Raw genomic sequence first — 17853 nt, 5'->3', positions numbered from 1 at the left:
GTATAAAAAAGAGATAGGCAAGGAGTATTTATCCTGATTTACACCAAAACTTAAGATAATCGTAAGAATTAAAATCCAAATTTATGCTATACTTTAGAGATAAACTCTAAGGAGAACTTTTATAGATGGAACAAAAAGGTAATAAAGACGTACTCAAGAATATAATGTGGTCGCTTGTCACCATAGTGATAGCCGTACTCACGATTACTGCAATAACCAGCCAGGCAAAGGGATTTTCCATAAATGATGCCTGGGTTATGATTAGACATGGGAAAAAGGGATTTATGGCTTTGGCCATGGTTTCCGTTCTTCTCTATATCTACCTTGAAGGTGTGGCTATCAAATACATACTTAAGCATATCTCTGTAGATGTGAACCACCGTCAGGCGTTTTTGTACTCTGCGGCAGATATATATTTTTCTGCAATTACGCCGTCTGCCTCGGGTGGACAGCCTGCAAGCTTTTACTTTATGCGAAAAGACGGAGTCTCATTTTCAAAGGCTACCATGTGTCTTGTGCTTAACCTGCTTATGTACAGCTTTGCAATTGATTTCGTTGCAGTACTTAGCTTCGTTGTAAGACCTGATATTTTTAACAGCTTTAATGACTTTGGCAAGGTGCTTATAGTACTTGGTTTTGTCATTATGACTTCTCTGACCCTCTTCTTTTTTATGTTGCTCAAAGAGCCAAAGTGGATGGATAAACTTGGGCTTTGGGGAATAAGTATCCTGGGAAAGCTTAAGATAATTAGAAAACCTGAGAAGAAAAGGGTAAAATGGGAAGAGACAGTTAAAAAATACAGCACTGTATCCGACCTTGCTCTAGGCAAAGGGAAAATGCTGTTTGTGGCATTTCTTATAAATCTGGCTCAGCGTGTTACTCAGATATCAATAACTGTTTTTGTCTACCTTGGACTTGGTGGCAAGTTCAGGCATATGGCAGATATATGGTTCTCACAGGCATTTGCCTTTGTAGGATCAAACTGCGCTCCCATTCCGGGAGCGCAAGGTGTAGTTGACTATCTTATGATACAGGGCTTTTCCCAGTTCATGCCTGAGCCGGTTGCTGTTCACACCGAGCTTTTAAGCAGGGGAATGAGCTTCTATATCTGTATATTTATCAGCCTTATTACCATTGTTATTGGATATATGATAAGAAGGAAGAGGGTTAACAATTAGTCTTCATCATCGTAGTCGATTGGCTCAACTGAGAACTCAACTACCTTGCCTGTCTTGGCATTTATTTCGTACTCGTACTCGGTAGTTGCTGTACGGAATTCTATATCATAAACCTTAACACCGTCATCTGTAGTAAGCTTTGCCTTTGTAAATGTAACTCTGTCAGCATTTAAGCCTGCGTGGTTAAGTGCGATCTGCTTAGCTGACTCAGAAGTGATGTACTGTGCATAGTTCTTAACCGGCTTCTTAACCTTAAGTAACTTTCTTTTGCTCTTAAGTACGCTGCCGTTATTGGCATCGATATCATAAGAATACTTGTAACCGTTTGCCTTGAACTCTACCTCGTATACCTGACCGAAGTCATCATCATCCGCATCATACTCAATCTCAATAGCTGTTGCCTGATTAAGTGATACTCCTGCTGCTGTAAGTGCAGCGTTCTTAGCACTTTCTCTTGAGATAAGTCTGCCTGCTGCTGAAACTGAGGTGGTAGCACCGCTTGTAAATACAAGACCGAAAAGTGCGAGTGTAGCGATTAACTTCTTTGAATTCTTCATAGTTTTTTCTCCTTTGTGTTTGGTTTGTTTTACCTTATGCTTTGTATTATAAAGGATGAAAATTAAAATTAGATTAGAGAATTATTTAAAAAAAATCTTGTGAAATACCAAAATCAGACCTTAGGATCTTTACGGTATTCACAAGATGTTAGGAAATATCAGCTCTTAGAGATATTATTATTAATCATCATCATCGTCGTCATCATATTTGTATTTCTTTTTGTCATCGTCATCATCATCCTCATCGCCTTTGTCGTGCTTTTTCTCATAATCCTCTAAATCAGCATTTTTAGGGGTATTAGAGCTGTTTTCTTTGACCTTTTCAGCCTCATCAGAAGGAGAAAGAGGGTCTACATCCTTAGAAAGAATGGCTCCGGTGTAAGCATCTACTTCATATTCGTACTCGTATGTAGAAGTAAAAAACTCTATTTCATATATAATCTTTCCATCATCTTTCTTTAGCAGGGCTTTTTCAAATGTAACAAACGAAGGCCTAAATCCCGCATCTTTTAGGGTTATGGATTTTGCCTTATCCATGCTTATATAATGCCTGGAAGCTGCCACCTCACTTACAGTAGAGGTTTTGCCTGTGGAGGGATTATTAGTCTCAGCCACATCATTTTCTACCGTACTTCCCGTGGTTTGATTATCAGCTGCTTTATTATCATTAGGTTTATCTTTTGATTTAGCGTTAGAAATGACATTTTTGACATTTTTTTCCAAAGGGTCAGCTTTGTTAGAGCTATTATTAGAGACATTTTCTTCTACACCTGTAGTATCGCTTGAAGAAGTATTATTCTTCTTATTTTGAGTAATCCTCGCTGACTCGCTGCTAATAACTTCTCCGTTGTTTGCAGCTATGGTATATTTATATTTTGTATCATCAGAGGATATGACTACTTTATACACATATATCCCATCTTCCTTTAGAAGCTTTGCTTCATAAGAAGGCGCAGTTTTAGGGGAAATCCCTGCATCTACATAGGCAAACTTAACCGCATCAGACTCAGTAAGTATATCATTTCTCTCAATCCTGTCTTTGGCATAAAGGCTGCCAAGTGCTATGGTAAGCCCAAAGATTACTACCGTTGCAATGGTTAGAATGTATTTATTCTTTATTAGATTAGCCATAGGCTCTCCTTCCTTCTAATTTTTAAGGTTAAAGGTAATGGTGAAGGTAGTACCCCTTCCTTCTTCGCTTGTTACTTCAATGTTTCCTTTATGCATGTCGACAATTTTCTTTACTATGGAAAGCCCTAGCCCTGAACCTGTAATACCTGACTTATTGCTAGCCCTAAAGAATCTGTCAAATATAAGGTTTAGCTGGTCATTTGCTATTCCTATGCCGTCATCTTCTACCAGAAGTCTAACATGGTTCTTGTCTTTTTTTAGCGTTACCTTGGTAGTGCCATCCTGTTTGCCGTATTTATAGGCATTTTCAAGGAGGTTCTGCAGCATCCTGGCAAGAAGTTCTGAATTGCCGTTTAGCATGATATCCGGTTCGACATCATATTCAATAGTTATATCATTTACCATAAGTGGCATCATATCGCTGCAAAGGTCACTCACAAGGCGGGAGAAGTTTAGGCTTTCAAATGGATAATTATCGATTCTCTGTTCAAGTCTGGTATATGAAAGCATATTGCCAATCAGCTGGTGCATTCGTCTTCCCTGTCTCTTGATTACCTCAAGAGACTCGATGTAGTCTGCGGGCTCCCTTTCCTTCTCAAGGGAGAATTCTGTCTGTGCAAGAATTACTGAAACCGGTGTGCGAAGCTCGTGTGAAGCATCTGAAGCAAAGCGCTTTTCCATTTCAAAGGAAGTCTCGAGCCTGTCTAACATTTTGTTGAAATTGGAAGAAAGGGCGGAAAGCTCATCATTGCTACCGGTATCAGGTATTCTAAGTGAAAGATTATCCCCATCAGTGATGCTTGTGGTCGTCTTCTCTATTTTCTTTATCGGCCTCACTATTCCTCTGGCGGCGAGGTAACCACACAAAAGAATGATGATGATGAGAAATGGGAGGAAGGCTGCAAGGTAGATGGCTATGTCAAAAAGCTGGGCTGAGGTATCCTTTAGCGGAGCAATCCCCCTTATCCAAAGCTCGGGAAAGCCCTCGCTTGCCAGTCTTCTATCATATATCAGGTAACTTCCGTTTGCTGTACTATATGAAATGATGTGGGAGTCTTTGAGAGGCAGGTCTGTTATTTCCCTCATTATCGAGTTTTTCCCGTAAAGAAGGCTCCCATCCACTGTATAAAGCCCAAATTCCATAGAATTAAGTGTCATAAGGAAGTCGTCATCTATCTGCAGGTAGCCTGTTTTATAGTGGATGAAAATATCGTCTGCATCAAACTCGCTTGCGGTTTCATATTCGGCTTCAGACAGCATTTTCAGTTTGTCAGTATTTTCTTCCACAGCACTTATGAAGTAATTCTTGGTAGTTCTTCTCATCACACTGTTACTTATAAAGAACACGAGAGTAGCTGTCAGTGATAGTATAAAAAATGTAGAGAGCAGAAACCAAAGTATAATCCTAAGTCTTATCGATAGTTTCAATTATTTTCCTCCCTGATGACATAGCCTGCACCACGCACCGTATGTATGAGTTTGGTAGGAAAGCCGTCATCTATTTTCTTCCTGAGGTATCTTATATACACATCAATTACATTGGTACCACCCTCATAATCATAGTTCCATATATGATTCTCTATCTTTTCACGGCTTAACACCTTTTCTTTATTGTAGAGCAGGTACTCAAGAAGCTGATATTCCTTGCTTGTGAGAGTTATCTCAGTACCTCCCCTAGTTACTATGTGAGATGAGAGGTTTAACTCTAAATCACCTATGCTAAGGATGTTTTCGGTGAGATTGTGCTTTTCACGGGTAAGCACCCTTATTCTTGCAAGTAATTCCTCAAATGAGAAAGGTTTTACAAGGTAGTCATTGGCACCGCTATCAAGTCCTGTCACCCTATCCTCTATGGAATCCCTTGCGGTAAGGAAAAGCACAGGTGTATTCTTTTTTAGCTTCCTAAGCTCCTTTAATACGGCAAAGCCATCAGCATGAGGCATCATGATGTCCAGTATGGCGGCATCGTATTCGGTGAACTGTATATTGTCAATGGCCTCCCTGCCATCGAAGCAACTGTCCACGCTAAAGCCCTCTTCCGTCAGCTTCTTTGTAACTATTCTATTAAGGTCTTCTTCATCTTCTGCGTAAAGTAATCGCATACAGCCTCCTTATAAATGGGTATTTTGTGGATATTTTGAGGACTGGGGAAGCAAGTTAAAGTAACCTTTTATAATCAGTGAGTAAAACTTCCCCTGCACCATTATAGTATATAAAGATTAAAATTACATTAGACAAAAATGGAAAAATAGTGTAAGCTATACTGGTATGAGAAATAAGAATAAAAACTGAAATTTTAAATAAGGAAGTTTACTGATAATATGAAGGAAAAAGCTTCGTAATAAAGAAGGGAGAGTTAACCATGTTTAAGAAAAATGATGATAAGGAAACTAAGGGGAAGATTGGATTATTATTCAGAATACTAATAATAGGCATTGCATTAGCTATTTTAGCTTTCTTCCTCTTTCTCTTAATCACTGCATGGATTTAGGAGGTGAAACTTGAGCAAAATAGGCGAGAAGATTGTTAAGATATTTCTTAACCTTTTGTCAGTAGTGGTGATTGCCTTAGCTATATTTGGCGCATGGAGCCTGTATCAGATGTTCCACGGGCCGGAGGCTGAGCTTGTGACAAATCCTGGGAAAAGACTATTTGGGACAACAGAGAAAAGAATAGTTACCAAGGCAGAAGTAGAGACCAAGATATATGAGATAGGTGAGTTGTCCACATATTCAGGTGAATACAACATTAAAAAGACAGTTGATGAGTCAAGATATATTTTTGATGATATAAAAATTCCGGGAACAAAGAATACTATTTCCCTTGAATGTACCGGTAAGGTAAAGATAGGCTACAACATGTCTGATATAGAGGTAAGCGTTAATGACTCAACCATACATGTAAAGATACCAAAGGGAAATGTAATGAGCAATTACCTGATATGGGACAGTATAAAAAGCAGTGAAAAGAACAGCATATTCAATCCGATAAACTTTGAGCAGTATAGAAAGCTCATTGATGAGATTGAAGAGGAAGGGCTTAAAGAAGTGGAGGCAAAAGGTATATATACCAGAGCCGATGAGAATTTTAAGAGCATAATAAAAGTATTCCTAGCTGAATTTAAGGACTACGATATTGAATTTACCTTTGCTTATGATAAATAAGCTTAAATCGAAATAAAGTGACTAAGAACAGGTCTTAGTCACTTTGTTTTATTTAAATACTCTTAAATCCGGTATAATTCGTTGAAATATCCATTAACCTGTATACATCAAGATATGGCTGAAATTTCAACTCATTTACCTGTATAAAAGTAGCGAAATCCGTAAAAAGTTCATTTGCCCTGTTAAAATCCCCACTGCTAAGCTTGATAAGCGCCTTAACAAGCCTGTTTAGATAACTGTTGTGGAATTCAAGCAGCTCCCATTGTACTGTAAAACCGCCAGATGATTTTACCTTGTCAAAGGTTGGGAGGAAGTTATCAAGTACCTCTAAAATGCATATAAAATCAGCATTTATAGACTTTGACACCCTGTCTCCCTTGTTGTTATAGTAATCAGGATGGCTGAGTGAGGACAATTCTTTAAGATAAGCCATAGCTTCCTCATAAAATGCCCCATAAAAGTCTCTGTAATAGTCAGTAACCAAGATCTCAAAGTCATTACATAAGCCTGACAGAGCGTATCCCATCACATAGTTAGGCAGGCTGTTAGGAGAGAAACAACGAAGCTCCTGGCAGCTGATGTATCCGTTTAGTCCTAAAGCCGGTAATTTCATAATATCGTTAAACAGGATTTTTGATATATGATAGTAGCCAAAATCACCGTAATGTGCCCTGCCAAGAGGATAGTCATAAACGAAGCTGTCTTCGTTAAACTTCTTCTGCCAGGCAAACAGAAAGCCAAGGTTCTCTTCTATATTGACAGGAAGCGAGATATGATTCTTCTTAAATTCCGGGATTGCTTTATTCTCGGGATCCTCAGGGTAGCTCTCCTCAAAGGTTCTGCTAATAGGAGCAAACATAAGGGTGAAACGATTAGGGTTCCTTAGCTTCTCTCTGATAGGAGGCCATAAAAGCTCCTGGTAGAGCAAAAATACTATATGAGTCTTCAAATCATTTTCACTAAGCTTCTCATCAATCCTATTAAGAATGGTTACATACTGGTCGGATAAGCTCTCCTTCTCGCAGTTTTCGCATTCGCAGATATTGTTGAAGGCATCAGCAAGCCAAAAATTCACATAGTCAGCCTCCTTATTGTTGATAGCATAATCTAATACAAGGTCAGCCAGCTTTTCTATAACCTTTTTATTGGAATAGCATAGGTTTGTATTGGTTGGAACTCCGTGGAACAGCTCTCTTTTGCCATTTATCATTGCAAAAAAACTACTATCTGCCTCACCGTCTGTACTCTGTGTATCCCAGCCAAGAGCAGGTAAGCCAATGGCATTAGCAGTCCAGCCATGTCCTACCGTATGAAGGAGTAAATCCCTTCGTTTTATCTCTTCAAATATTTTAGAAGTATATGTACCGGCAGTATCTAAACTAAATTCTTCGGGCTTAAGATGGGGATTATTTTGGTGCTTATACCAGCGTTCCATAAATGTAAATGGGAGCTTGAACTGACTGAAAAAGCAGTTGTATCCAAGCTTTGGCATCAATTCTATAGTGGATAAAATATTCTCAAGGGATGAAGCACCTTCTATGCATATACCTCTGTGCCTATATGGATAAATGTGACTCTCTGTCAAGGTAAGCTCCTTGATAGATGTGATATCCGGGATTATTTCACTTTCTTTAACAGGGGTGAGGAATCTAAAACCGATTCTATATAAAAAGTGGTATACGGCAAGTAATGAACTTCTCTCGTTATTGCCGATTATCTCGCCTTTTCCATTTTCTATATCTATCTTAAATGCATCATCTAAGAGATAGTCTTTCACCTTGGTAATATTTTTGTCGGTCTTAATGCTAATATCTATCTTATCAAGTTCTAAAGAAGGGATGGACAGGCTTGCCAGATAGGAAGAAAGCTCGGTTTTGGCGTAGTTAAGGGTGGTTGAAAGGGTTTGAAGGGTTATTTGCATGTTTTTCTCCTTGGATTTTTGAATATTGTTATTGTTATAAGTATACACAGAAATCGTAAATAGTACAGTAGGGCAATCTATTCTTTGCAATTGTCAAAACAACCAGTTTGGAGTACAATATAGCAAAGACTGGAAATGGATTAGTCCATCGTGTTAAGCGTAATTAGAATCACTGCCAGGGGCTTGATTTATCGGTCTAAATGGTTATGTTTGCTTTGATAATGTGTTAAATTTGGAGGAGAATATTGGATAAAACTATATGGAACTTCATTCAAAATCAAGTCTTAAAGATGGAATGGCTGGATGAGCTGATAGGAAAGGGCTTATCAGCAGCTGGAGTTGATATGGAGAGCAGAGTAGGAGGGAGTGTTCAGTTTTTCCTCTACGATGTAACGAAGATTACACTTTTACTCTGTGTGCTTATATTTACTATCTCCTTCATTCAGAGCTTCTTCCCGCCGGAGAGAACCAAGAAAATACTTGGGAAACATAGAGGAATATGGGCGAATATATTAGCCGCCTTACTTGGTACTGTAACCCCTTTTTGCTCCTGCTCATCCATTCCTTTATTCATTGGATTTACAAGTGCAGGCTTGCCGATAGGAGTGACATTTTCCTTCCTCATATCCTCACCTATGGTTGACCTGGGTTCTTTAATTCTGCTTATGAGCGTATTTGGAGCAAAAACAGCCCTGCTTTATGTAGTACTTGGACTGATTATAGCGGTGATAGGTGGACTTATTATCGATAAAATGAAGATGGAAGATTATATAGAAGAATATATCAAAAAAGCCGGAAATGTGAACTCTGTAAGCCTGAGGCTAAATGTAAAGGATAGACTCGATTTTGCAGGTGAACAGGTCTGTTCCACACTTAAGAAGGTATTTCCATACATATTGGCAGGAGTCGGTATAGGAGCTGTTATTCACAACTGGATACCGGAGTCCTTTATAGTAACTGTGCTTGGAAGTAAAAATGCTTTCTCTGTAATACTGGCTACTTTGGTTGGAATTCCAATGTATGCGGATATATTTGGAACCATACCTGTTGCAGAAGCACTATATACCAAAGGAGCAGAGCTTGGTACGGTATTGTCATTTATGATGGCAGTTACTACCTTATCGCTTCCATCGCTGATTATGCTTAGGAAAGCAATCAAACCAAGACTGTTAGCCTTGTTTGTAGGGATATGTACAGTAGGAATTATTATAACGGGATATCTATTTAATTATTTAAGCATTTATTTTTAATATTAGCCGGTGTCAAAAGTAGTTGACACTCATTGATTTAGGCTTGCTACAGTTTTTAACAGGAGGTAGTATGGAAAAGAAAGATTTATATGTACTTACGGGCTTTCTTGGCGCAGGAAAGACATCATTTTTGCTGAATATTCTTGATAATGTTAAGGATAAGAAAATAGGAATTATTCAAAATGAATTTGGCAAAATAAATGTAGACGGAGAAATAATTAGACGAAATGGCATCGAAATGACTGAAATAAGTCGAGGCTCTATCTTTTGTTCCTGTCTAAAGCTTTCTTTTGTACAGGCACTTGCTGAAATGAGTACAAAGGACCTTGACTATGTCTTTGTAGAAAGCTCAGGACTAGCCGATCCGTCTAATATTGAGGAAATCCTCGGAGCTGTAGGGGTAATGGCGGGAGATAATTACATCTTTAAGGGGGTTATCTGCCTTGTTGACGGAGTGAATTTTAAGAATCAGATAAAGGATGTAGAAACTGTAGACAGGCAGCTTGCCCACTGCAATCTGGCAGTAATCAATAAGGTGGATAGGCTTGACTTATCAGAGCTTGAAGAGGTGAAGAAGCTGGTGCGTGAGGTTAATCCTGTATGTGATATAATCACAGCTTCCTTTGGCAAAACTGACCTATCATTTATGAATGAAGATTTGACTACGAGAAGATGGGCAGAGTCCGAAGACAGCCTAAATACAGTGGATAACAAGCCTAAGACTATATCTTTAGAAACCCTTGAAGTGGTACCAAAAGAGATATTGATGACATTTCTTAAAAAGGTGCTTCCATCCTGCTACAGGATTAAGGGATTTTTTAAGTTGGATGAAGGCTGGCAGCAGGTGGATGTAGTAGAGGAGCTGATTGACTTCAAGCCTTCCGGCGAGCGTGAAAAATCAGAACTTGTATTTTTATCAAAAACAGGACCACAGGTTATCCGCACAATCGACAGTGCCTGGAAAGAAATTGTGGATAAACCTATGAAATTAAGGAATTGAGGTAAATATGGAGATTAAGGTAATTGGTGAAGGTTGTGAAAAATGTGACAAACTCTATGAAAACACCCTCTTAGCCATAGAGGAGTTAGGCTTGGATGCAAAGATTGAAAAGGTAGAGGATTTGATGGACATAGTGAGGCTCGGCGTTATGACCACCCCTTCGGTTATGGTGGATGGAAAGCTGATTATAAGCGGAAGAGTACCTAAGGTGAAGGATATTGTGAAGCTGCTGAGTTGAAATAAGGATATGAAAATATATGATGATTAGGGTGCTTAAAACCCCTTCAGAAAGGAAAACTTATGAAACCATTTGAAAACTTTGACTTTTCTCACTTTTGGGATGATGATGAATACTCACTTGAGGAATATGTTGGCAAAGAGCCTACTGATGAGGAAATAGAGTCAATTGAAAAAGAACTTGGCTACAAGCTTCCGGCATCATATATAGAGCTTGTCAAAATACATAACGGAGGGACTCCTTATGCAACCTTGTTTAGCAATGGCAAGTATGCAGTGTATATCACAGGCATCTACGGCACTGACAAGGAGAAGATGAATTCTCTTTGTGGTGAGATGGGTAATGAGCTTTGGATTAATGAATGGGGTTATCCTAATATAGGTGTTGCAGTGGCTGATACTATCTCAGGTGGCCATCACATGGTGTTCCTCGACTATAGGGAGTGTGGAAAAGAGGGAGAGCCTAAGGTAGTGCTTATTGACCAGGAGGATGATTTTAAGATACATCCACTTGCGGATAATTTTGAAGAATTTATAAAAGGACTGACCGTTACCCAGCAAGAGATTACCAAGGAAGAATTTGTACAGTACAGTGATGAAATAAAAGAAAGGGTAATCGACAACTTAAGTGATGAGGGCGATACTGAGAGCGTTATAGAATTTCTTACTTTTACAGGAGTGGAGAACATAAATACTACGCTAAAGGGACAACTAGCCAGAGCCTACAATAATAACGACCAGATAGAAGAGGCCATGAAGGTGCTTGATATGATTCCTGAAGAGGAGCGAGATGCTCTTTGGTATTACCGCTACGGCTGTTCTTATTCAGCCCTATCAGCAAACAATAATTACATGGTAGAGGAAGACATCTTAAATTCACTTGCTATGCTTGAGAAGGCTATGGGGCTTGCAAAGGATGACAAGGTTATTGAATATTGTATTGAAATTGTAGATTTTCACGGATTTAAGGGAATACTTGAAGCTAATAAAGAGAAATTCCCGCTTGTTTACAAGCATTATAAAGAGCAGGAAGCTAAGCTTTTTGATTCAGAGCCAGGTAATTCAAGAAGTGGAAAGACCTATGCCAAAATCACTGTAGCGGATATTGAAAATATGGATGAAATCTGGGGTGTCTTAGATCCGATTTACTGGACTGTTGACATATATGGAACACACGAGAATTATCTTAAGTCTGCTGAGGGCTTTACTTTGGAGCAGAGATACTTAAATGCAGTATCCTGGTACTTCATAGAAGTAAACAACGGAGGGCACCAGCAGTTTTTAGACAATTCTACAGGAATAGTCTGGGAAGATGCCTTAAATGGACTAAGAGCCTTCGATATGGGTATCTTTGCTGATAATTTTAAGAGGGTGATTGATGCCTTTGGAGGTAAGATTCCATTTGACAGGGAAGAGCGCTGGAAGGCAATGGAGAGCCTTGAAGATGGCTTTGATGAGCTTCTGGAGGAGGCAGATAACTTTGTATATGATACCTACGATTATGATAGTGAGTATGAGGTAAACTATGTAAAATCTCACCCTGAGAAGTTTGTGTATGAGGGTTATTATAATAAGATGGTGTAGTAAGTTGAAGAAAATACCAGGAAATATGTTAAAGGTCGGACTTATGGAGTCTGACCTTTTTTGATAGGATTACTTGTATTTATAGCAAATAGATATAAATGGATATCGGAGATAGATATTTTTAATTGGACTACATTAATACTGCACAATATACTATAACTATATGCATTTTTATATGTAAAACTTTGACAACAGCATAGGTGTCAAAAGTGAAAAAACGATTCAAGCTTACTTTGAAGAAGTGAGCTGAAGTAAGCCTGTATTAAATGGAGTCAAAAAACTAAATCTGAACGGAGGTAGCAATGAAAAAGATTAGGGGCTTAGTACTAATTCTTACCGTCTTTAGTGTATTTCTCTCGACACTCTCTACAACAAGTGGAGCGAAGCTTACAAAAAAGACTGTAAGAAGTATGTCACAAACTGAGGGGAAGGTGGAGCTTGCCATTTTCAAGCCGGAGGATGAGACCAGCAGTTATTTCAACGTAATAGCAGTTGATAAGGCGGGCAAACGCTATTCTTTTAAGTCAGGTGAGGATGATATGGGGATGCCTCTAAGGTACACGAATCTTCCTTACGGTTCATACACCTTAGAAGCTGAGAATAAGGATATGTTTGTCTATGATCCTGAGATTGAAGTTAATTCGGCATTGCTTAAAAAGGATATCTTTGCTTATGAAAGGGCATCACTTAAGATTGTATCTCACGGGTACGAGAAGGGAGAGCCTGAATATTCTATCTATGTATCTGAAATGGATTCTTCCTGGGCTTACAAGAGGCTGTATTTTAAGCCTGAACTGGTTCCGAGAATAAACGGAGTAAAGGTTAGGCTTACAGATTATGACAAGGAAAACTATGTAGCAAAAGAGGTTGAAAAGGCAGTAAATATTAAGTCTAAACAGGCTGTAGTGGGCTTTAATTTTGCAAAGAAACAAAATATAGTCAAGGTCTCTTCCTTTGATAAACAAAAGGTCTCTGTGAAACTAAGCAATGCAGAGATAATCAAAAGACTTCCTGCAAAGGGAAAGCTAACACTTGAAGATGGGAGTGAAAGAGAAGTAAATATAACCTGGAGTACAGCTGACTTTGCTGAGAATAAAGAGGGGGCTGTAAAGTTTAAGGGAAGCTATCCTGCTCAAAGTGACCTAAAAAATGTGATGGAATTTGAGATAGAGGTAGACCGCCTTGGAGAAAACAGCAGCGAAATCCTCATTGAGTCAGTAGACAAAGTAGGGCAGATAGATGTAAAGTTTGGGACCACGAAGGAGGAGCTTGCTAGTCTTCTTCCTAAGACTATCCTAGTTAAACTTAGTAATAAAAAAGAAAAGATAGAAGTGCCTGTTAAGTGGGAGCTTGGTACCTATGAAGCTGAAAAACCAGGTATCTATACCCTAAAAGGAAGCTATACCATTGAAGGCGTAGATGATTATCCGGAAGTAAAGGTAGATGTACGTGTAAAGGAGAAGGAAATTCCACTTACTGAGGATGACTTTGTATTTATAAAGAAAGACGGACGAGTCATACTTAAAGACACAAAACCAAGTGGCAAAGATAAGGTAAAAAAATCAAAGAAGTTAGCCGTACCTAGTACCTATAAAGGAGAACCGGTAGTAGAGATAGGCTCTGCTGCCTGCCAGTGGCTTGACTTTGAAGAACTTGAAATACCGGATACAGTTGAAGTCATTGACTTCAAAGCCTTTGGCTATCACAGGCTTACTTCTTTAGTAATTCCTGACTCTGTCCACCAAATCGGTGCGTTTGCATTTTCAGCAAGACCTGATAAGAAAGAGCCAAGGATTAAAGAAGTAAAAATGTCTAAGAATATCGAGAAGATTGATGAAGGCGCTTTTGGCTGGGCAGGATTTAGTGAAATTACAGTACCTGCTACCCTAAAGGAGCTACATAAGGAGGCATTTTATAGGACAAACGGACACAAGGATACGAAAAAGGTCCACGTCTATGTCGATGTATTTACAAATCCTAATAACCTAAAAGACGGCGTAACTCACATAATTAACCCTGCAAAGGTTAGCTTTGAGTACAGATATAAGGGGCAGATAGTTGGCACCACAAAGCCATCCTATCAGTATAAGGATAAGTATTATCACATAAATGAAGAGACTGTAGTTATACCCGAGGGCATACCATCAGACTATGAGCTTAATGCAACAGAAGTAAGTGTTGTACCGGATGCAAAGGAATATGTGAAGGTTATAGACCTGGTTAAACAGGGCGAGAGACTTGTAGTCAGGGAAGTCATACATCAGTTTAAGGATATTCAGGTTGCATATGGAACAGACAAAGACACCCTTAAACAGAAGCTTCCATCAACTGTTACAATAATTGACTCTTATAAAAATGAGCACATTGTGCCTGTAAAGTGGTATCTTGGCTCTTATGACGGCAAAAAGCCATCAGTTTATAAGCTAAGGGCTTCATTTTCATTACCTGAGGGAGTCGCACAGAACCCTAAGTCACCTGTTGCCCTTGAGTACTGGATTAAGGTAACTGTAAAAGAAAAGGAACTGGAGAGGTCAATAAGCATAGAGTTTTCTTTTCCCGGACATGTAGGCGTTCCTGAACTGTATGCAGTTGATGATGCAGGAAAAGAGTATGTCTTAAAGCCTACAGGCAGTGAAGGGAGGTTTAGTGTAAAGGTTCCAAAAGGGAAATTCAGAGTACAGGCAAGAAATATAAATGAAGACTGGGTGCCGGTTCCTGCTTTTCTTAATGTAAATACAATAAAGCAAAATGCGACTGGAATTATGTCCTTAGAAAAGGGTGTGAGACTAAAGGTAAAAGCTGTGGATGAAAAGGGGAGTACGGTGCCTGACGTTTCATTTAAGACAATGGTTCCTATCCTTGATGTACTAACCTATACCACGACAGAATATGAGTATGGAGAGCTTATACCGTCATCACTTGAGGCAGCTGACAAGATTAAGGTTATGATAAAGGATGTGCCTGACGGATATAAGGTGATAGGTGACAAGGTGCAGAACATCCCATTTTTCACGGTTTCTAACGAGATAGTATTTAAGCTAAAAAAGGTTGGCGACTTAGTTGAGGTGACAAATGAGGGGCGCTTTGTGCGTATTAGAATCCGCCAAAGTGGTAATGGAGGAAACTTCGTTATCAGAGATTCGGGAGGACAGTTGGTATATGTGGGCGTTCTTGAAGGAAAGGAGAGAAATATTTCTCTTCACTTAGAGGATGAAGAAGTAGGAGAATATTTCGTCTATGTAAATGTGGACGGAGTCGTGAAAAAGAAGTCAGTTAAGCTGCAGTAGGAGGAGGATACCATGAAAAAAATCTATTGGCTTTTACCGGTGGCATTTCTGCTCACACTAGTGATGACAGGGAAAGAGCCTGTGTATGCAGATACTGCCATCAATGTGAGCAAGCCGTCTCTAGAAAACCGTGCGATACAGAACCTTAAAGTAATAGTAAAGGACGACCAAAGTAGAAAACTTAGAGTGGACTTCATACTGGTAGATTATATGGAGCGCAATATCAATCTAACACGTATTGAAAAAAAGAGCAGTTCCAAGTACCCTGTAGAATTTGACGGCTATACCAAGATTGCAGAGCTTCCTTATGCCGTTAAAATCTGCGTTTGGGACATTGATACAGATAAGATAATAAAGGAAACCTCAGTGCCTATAAAGGGTGGCTACTACAAAGAAAAGGTGGAAAAGGTACAGGAGCTCAAGTTTGAGGTAAGGCAGTTTGAGAAATATACCCTGCCTAAGACTGCAAAAGCCGTATTAAACAATGGCAAGAGTGCCAAGGTAAACCTTGATTTTAAGGGGGCTTTGCTAGATACTTCGGTGGCTAAAGAAATTAAACTTCCTGTAAGAGTTTATTCTGATAAATACGAATATTCTGAGGAAATGGAAGCTGTGTTTACAATTATACCAATGAAGAAGATAAAGAGTATCCCTGAGATTACTGTAAGGCTTAAAAAGGGAGAAGATTATAAGCTGCCTGATACTGTAGAGGTTGTCTATGAAGATGAAACAAGAGACAGGCAGGCGGTAAAATGGAGCGGAACCTTTGATAAGGATACAGTGAAAGTCTATGAAATAAAGGGAAGTGTTCAGGGCACAGAGCTTAAGGCTAAGATTGTTATCACTGTTGAAGAGTTTAATCCCAAAGCAAGGTACAGCTTTGTAGATGAGGCTATTGGCGATGCGGCAGCTGATAAACTAAATAAAAAGGTTGATGAGATTACTTATTCAGATTTGCTTACAATCAGGGATTTAAGTCTTACTTGGAGCTATAGTGAGATAAATCTAGCTGATATAAAGGAGATGAAGAATCTGGTTACACTTGATTTATCCTATAATCAGATTAGTGATATCACTCCGCTGTCAGGCTTAAAGAAGCTTAAAACACTGAACCTCTTTTCCAATAAAATCTCTTCAATTGATGCTCTAGCGGGGCTTACAGACCTAGAGGATGTAAATCTTGGAGAAAATTTATTCTCGGATATTTCTCCTCTTAAAGGACTTACAGGCTTAAAGAAGCTTAATCTCGTATGTAAAAATGTAGAGGATATCAGGGCTTTAAGATATACAGATGGGCTAAAAGAGCTGATGCTTGGCTCTAAGGTGCGTGACCTCACACCTATTGTAAAGTATAACCTAAACCTCGCAAAGCCTTTTGATATCAAGCTTTTGACTGTAGAGGATGGGAGTATACTACTCAATGCGCAGGTTGGTGAAAGCTTCTATCTGCCTTATGCAGTTAAAAAAGACGGAGACATCATCTTTGTAAACTGGGAGAAGATAAGCGGCGAAGTTGAAGAACATCTTGAAATAACAGGTCATTTTGACGGACAGACCATAATAGCAAGGTTTTCCGGGGAAAATGACAAGGACAATGAAGTAGTAAGGTTTAAGGATAAGGTTTTTGAAGAAGTTATAAGATACAGTGTGGACAAGCCATACGGGGATATATTGTTTGAGGATGTAAAAAACCTACAGGTACTTGATCTTGCTTTTAAGGAAGTTAAGGATTTAAGCGGTCTTGAGTATCTGGTAGGGCTTAAAAAGCTTGGACTTTATGGAATCAAGGTTACAGACAAAGAGCTTAAAGTAATCAATACCATGCTAAGGCTCGAAGAGCTTGATTTGGCAAACTGCGGAATAGGCTATGTAGGTGAGCATACCTTTGATAAATTAAAGAACCTAAGAGAGATAGTTTTAGACGAAAATCCCGGTATACAGCTTGATAAAAATGCCTTTGCACAGAATACCTCTCTTGAAGACTTTATGGTAGAAGATTGTGGTATCTACAATCTGGACTGTTTAAGAAATGTAACCAGTATCAAAAGTGTGTTTGCACAGAATAACCATCTTCGTTCCCTTGATGCCCTCGCAAACCTCATCAAGATAAACTATCTTGCCCTAAATGAAAACCAGATTACAGATATTTCAGGGCTAAAGGGGAAGAGTCTGATTACTCATCTTATGATGAATAACAACCCGGTTTCAAATATATCAGTACTTGCAGATATGCCTCTTCTTAACACTTTTTATCTGAAAAAAGGAAGGCTTACAAGCGTAGATGCACTGAAAGACTTGAAGAAACTGGAGGTTGTATATCTGGATGATAATCAGATAGAGGATATATCTGCATTTAGAAATAGCCCTGTGCTTAGGCAGCTTACACTTGTAAATAACAGGGTGCGTGTAGTAGAGCCTCTTAAGGAGCTTAAGACACTGAAGGTGTTACATTTAAGGGGAAATCCGGTAGTAGATATCCTGGTACTTAAGGATATATATGACGGACTTACAAACAAAGATTTCTATTTGCCATAAGGAAGGAGA

The 17853-nt window shown here is 39.0% G+C and carries 14 protein-coding genes; 9 read left to right on the top strand and 5 right to left on the bottom strand.

Going from position 1 to position 17853, the window contains the following annotated elements:
- Window positions 1-125: 125 nt before the first annotated feature.
- The gene (locus ACO6HM_RS01140; protein ID WP_485389368.1) at window positions 126-1178 is read left to right on the top strand and encodes a lysylphosphatidylglycerol synthase transmembrane domain-containing protein; all 1053 of its coding nucleotides are present in this window, start codon (window positions 126-128) and stop codon (window positions 1176-1178) included.
- Here ACO6HM_RS01140 and ACO6HM_RS01135 read toward each other — a convergent pair.
- The 4 genes from ACO6HM_RS01135 to ACO6HM_RS01120 form a co-directional block, all read right to left on the bottom strand.
- Complete coding sequence (locus ACO6HM_RS01135; protein ID WP_485389367.1) at window positions 1175-1735, bottom strand: PepSY domain-containing protein; 561 nt, start codon at window positions 1733-1735, stop codon at window positions 1175-1177. The genes ACO6HM_RS01140 and ACO6HM_RS01135 overlap by 4 nt on opposite strands.
- Window positions 1736-1915: 180 nt before the next feature.
- Complete coding sequence (locus tag ACO6HM_RS01130; protein ID WP_485389366.1) at window positions 1916-2866, bottom strand: PepSY domain-containing protein; 951 nt, start codon at window positions 2864-2866, stop codon at window positions 1916-1918.
- 15 nt (window positions 2867-2881) lie between these two features.
- On the bottom strand, window positions 2882-4294 hold the full coding sequence (locus ACO6HM_RS01125) for a sensor histidine kinase (RefSeq protein WP_485389365.1): 1413 nt from the start codon (window positions 4292-4294) through the stop codon (window positions 2882-2884).
- Window positions 4291-4968, bottom strand: coding sequence for a response regulator transcription factor (locus ACO6HM_RS01120; protein WP_485389364.1), 678 nt, complete (start codon window positions 4966-4968; stop codon window positions 4291-4293). The genes ACO6HM_RS01125 and ACO6HM_RS01120 overlap by 4 nt, the downstream gene beginning before the upstream one ends.
- Window positions 4969-5228: 260 nt before the next feature.
- Between ACO6HM_RS01120 and ACO6HM_RS01115 the strand changes: the two genes are divergently transcribed.
- Together ACO6HM_RS01115 and ACO6HM_RS01110 are read left to right on the top strand one after the other, a co-directional pair.
- Entirely contained in the window at window positions 5229-5357 is a 129-nt protein-coding gene (locus tag ACO6HM_RS01115) for a hypothetical protein (RefSeq protein WP_485389363.1), read from the top strand.
- Window positions 5358-5367: 10 nt separating this feature from the next.
- The gene (locus tag ACO6HM_RS01110) at window positions 5368-6030 is read left to right on the top strand and encodes a DUF4230 domain-containing protein (protein ID WP_485372285.1); all 663 of its coding nucleotides are present in this window, start codon (window positions 5368-5370) and stop codon (window positions 6028-6030) included.
- A 52-nt stretch (window positions 6031-6082) separates the two neighbouring features.
- Here ACO6HM_RS01110 and ACO6HM_RS01105 read toward each other — a convergent pair whose 3' ends face one another.
- Window positions 6083-7951 (bottom strand): DUF4838 domain-containing protein, encoded by a 1869-nt coding sequence (locus tag ACO6HM_RS01105; protein WP_485389362.1) that lies wholly within the window; start codon window positions 7949-7951, stop codon window positions 6083-6085.
- A gap of 290 nt (window positions 7952-8241) precedes the next feature.
- Between ACO6HM_RS01105 and ACO6HM_RS01100 the strand changes: the two genes are divergently transcribed.
- The 6 genes from ACO6HM_RS01100 to ACO6HM_RS01075 all read left to right on the top strand — a co-directional run bounded on the left by ACO6HM_RS01100 (window position 8242) and on the right by ACO6HM_RS01075 (window position 17844).
- The gene (locus ACO6HM_RS01100) at window positions 8242-9201 is read left to right on the top strand and encodes a permease (RefSeq protein ID WP_485389380.1); all 960 of its coding nucleotides are present in this window, start codon (window positions 8242-8244) and stop codon (window positions 9199-9201) included.
- Window positions 9202-9271: 70 nt separating this feature from the next.
- Window positions 9272-10201 carry a CobW family GTP-binding protein gene (locus tag ACO6HM_RS01095; RefSeq protein WP_485389361.1) on the top strand — a complete coding sequence of 310 codons (930 nt, stop codon included), beginning with the start codon at window positions 9272-9274 and terminating at the stop codon, window positions 10199-10201.
- Window positions 10202-10208: 7 nt separating this feature from the next.
- Window positions 10209-10439: a thioredoxin family protein gene (locus ACO6HM_RS01090; RefSeq protein ID WP_485372289.1), complete on the top strand. Its 231-nt coding sequence runs from the start codon at window positions 10209-10211 to the stop codon at window positions 10437-10439.
- A gap of 62 nt (window positions 10440-10501) precedes the next feature.
- Window positions 10502-12022, top strand: coding sequence for an SMI1/KNR4 family protein (locus tag ACO6HM_RS01085; protein WP_485389360.1), 1521 nt, complete (start codon window positions 10502-10504; stop codon window positions 12020-12022).
- A 302-nt stretch (window positions 12023-12324) separates the two neighbouring features.
- Window positions 12325-15309: an Ig-like domain-containing protein gene (locus tag ACO6HM_RS01080; RefSeq protein ID WP_485389359.1), complete on the top strand. Its 2985-nt coding sequence runs from the start codon at window positions 12325-12327 to the stop codon at window positions 15307-15309.
- 12 nt (window positions 15310-15321) lie between these two features.
- Window positions 15322-17844, top strand: a complete 2523-nt coding sequence (locus ACO6HM_RS01075; RefSeq protein WP_485389358.1) for a leucine-rich repeat domain-containing protein — start codon at window positions 15322-15324, stop codon at window positions 17842-17844.
- Window positions 17845-17853 lie beyond the last annotated feature (9 nt).

Source organism: Catonella sp. (assembly GCF_057250765.1).
This window is presented reverse-complemented; position numbering and strand designations above follow the sequence as displayed.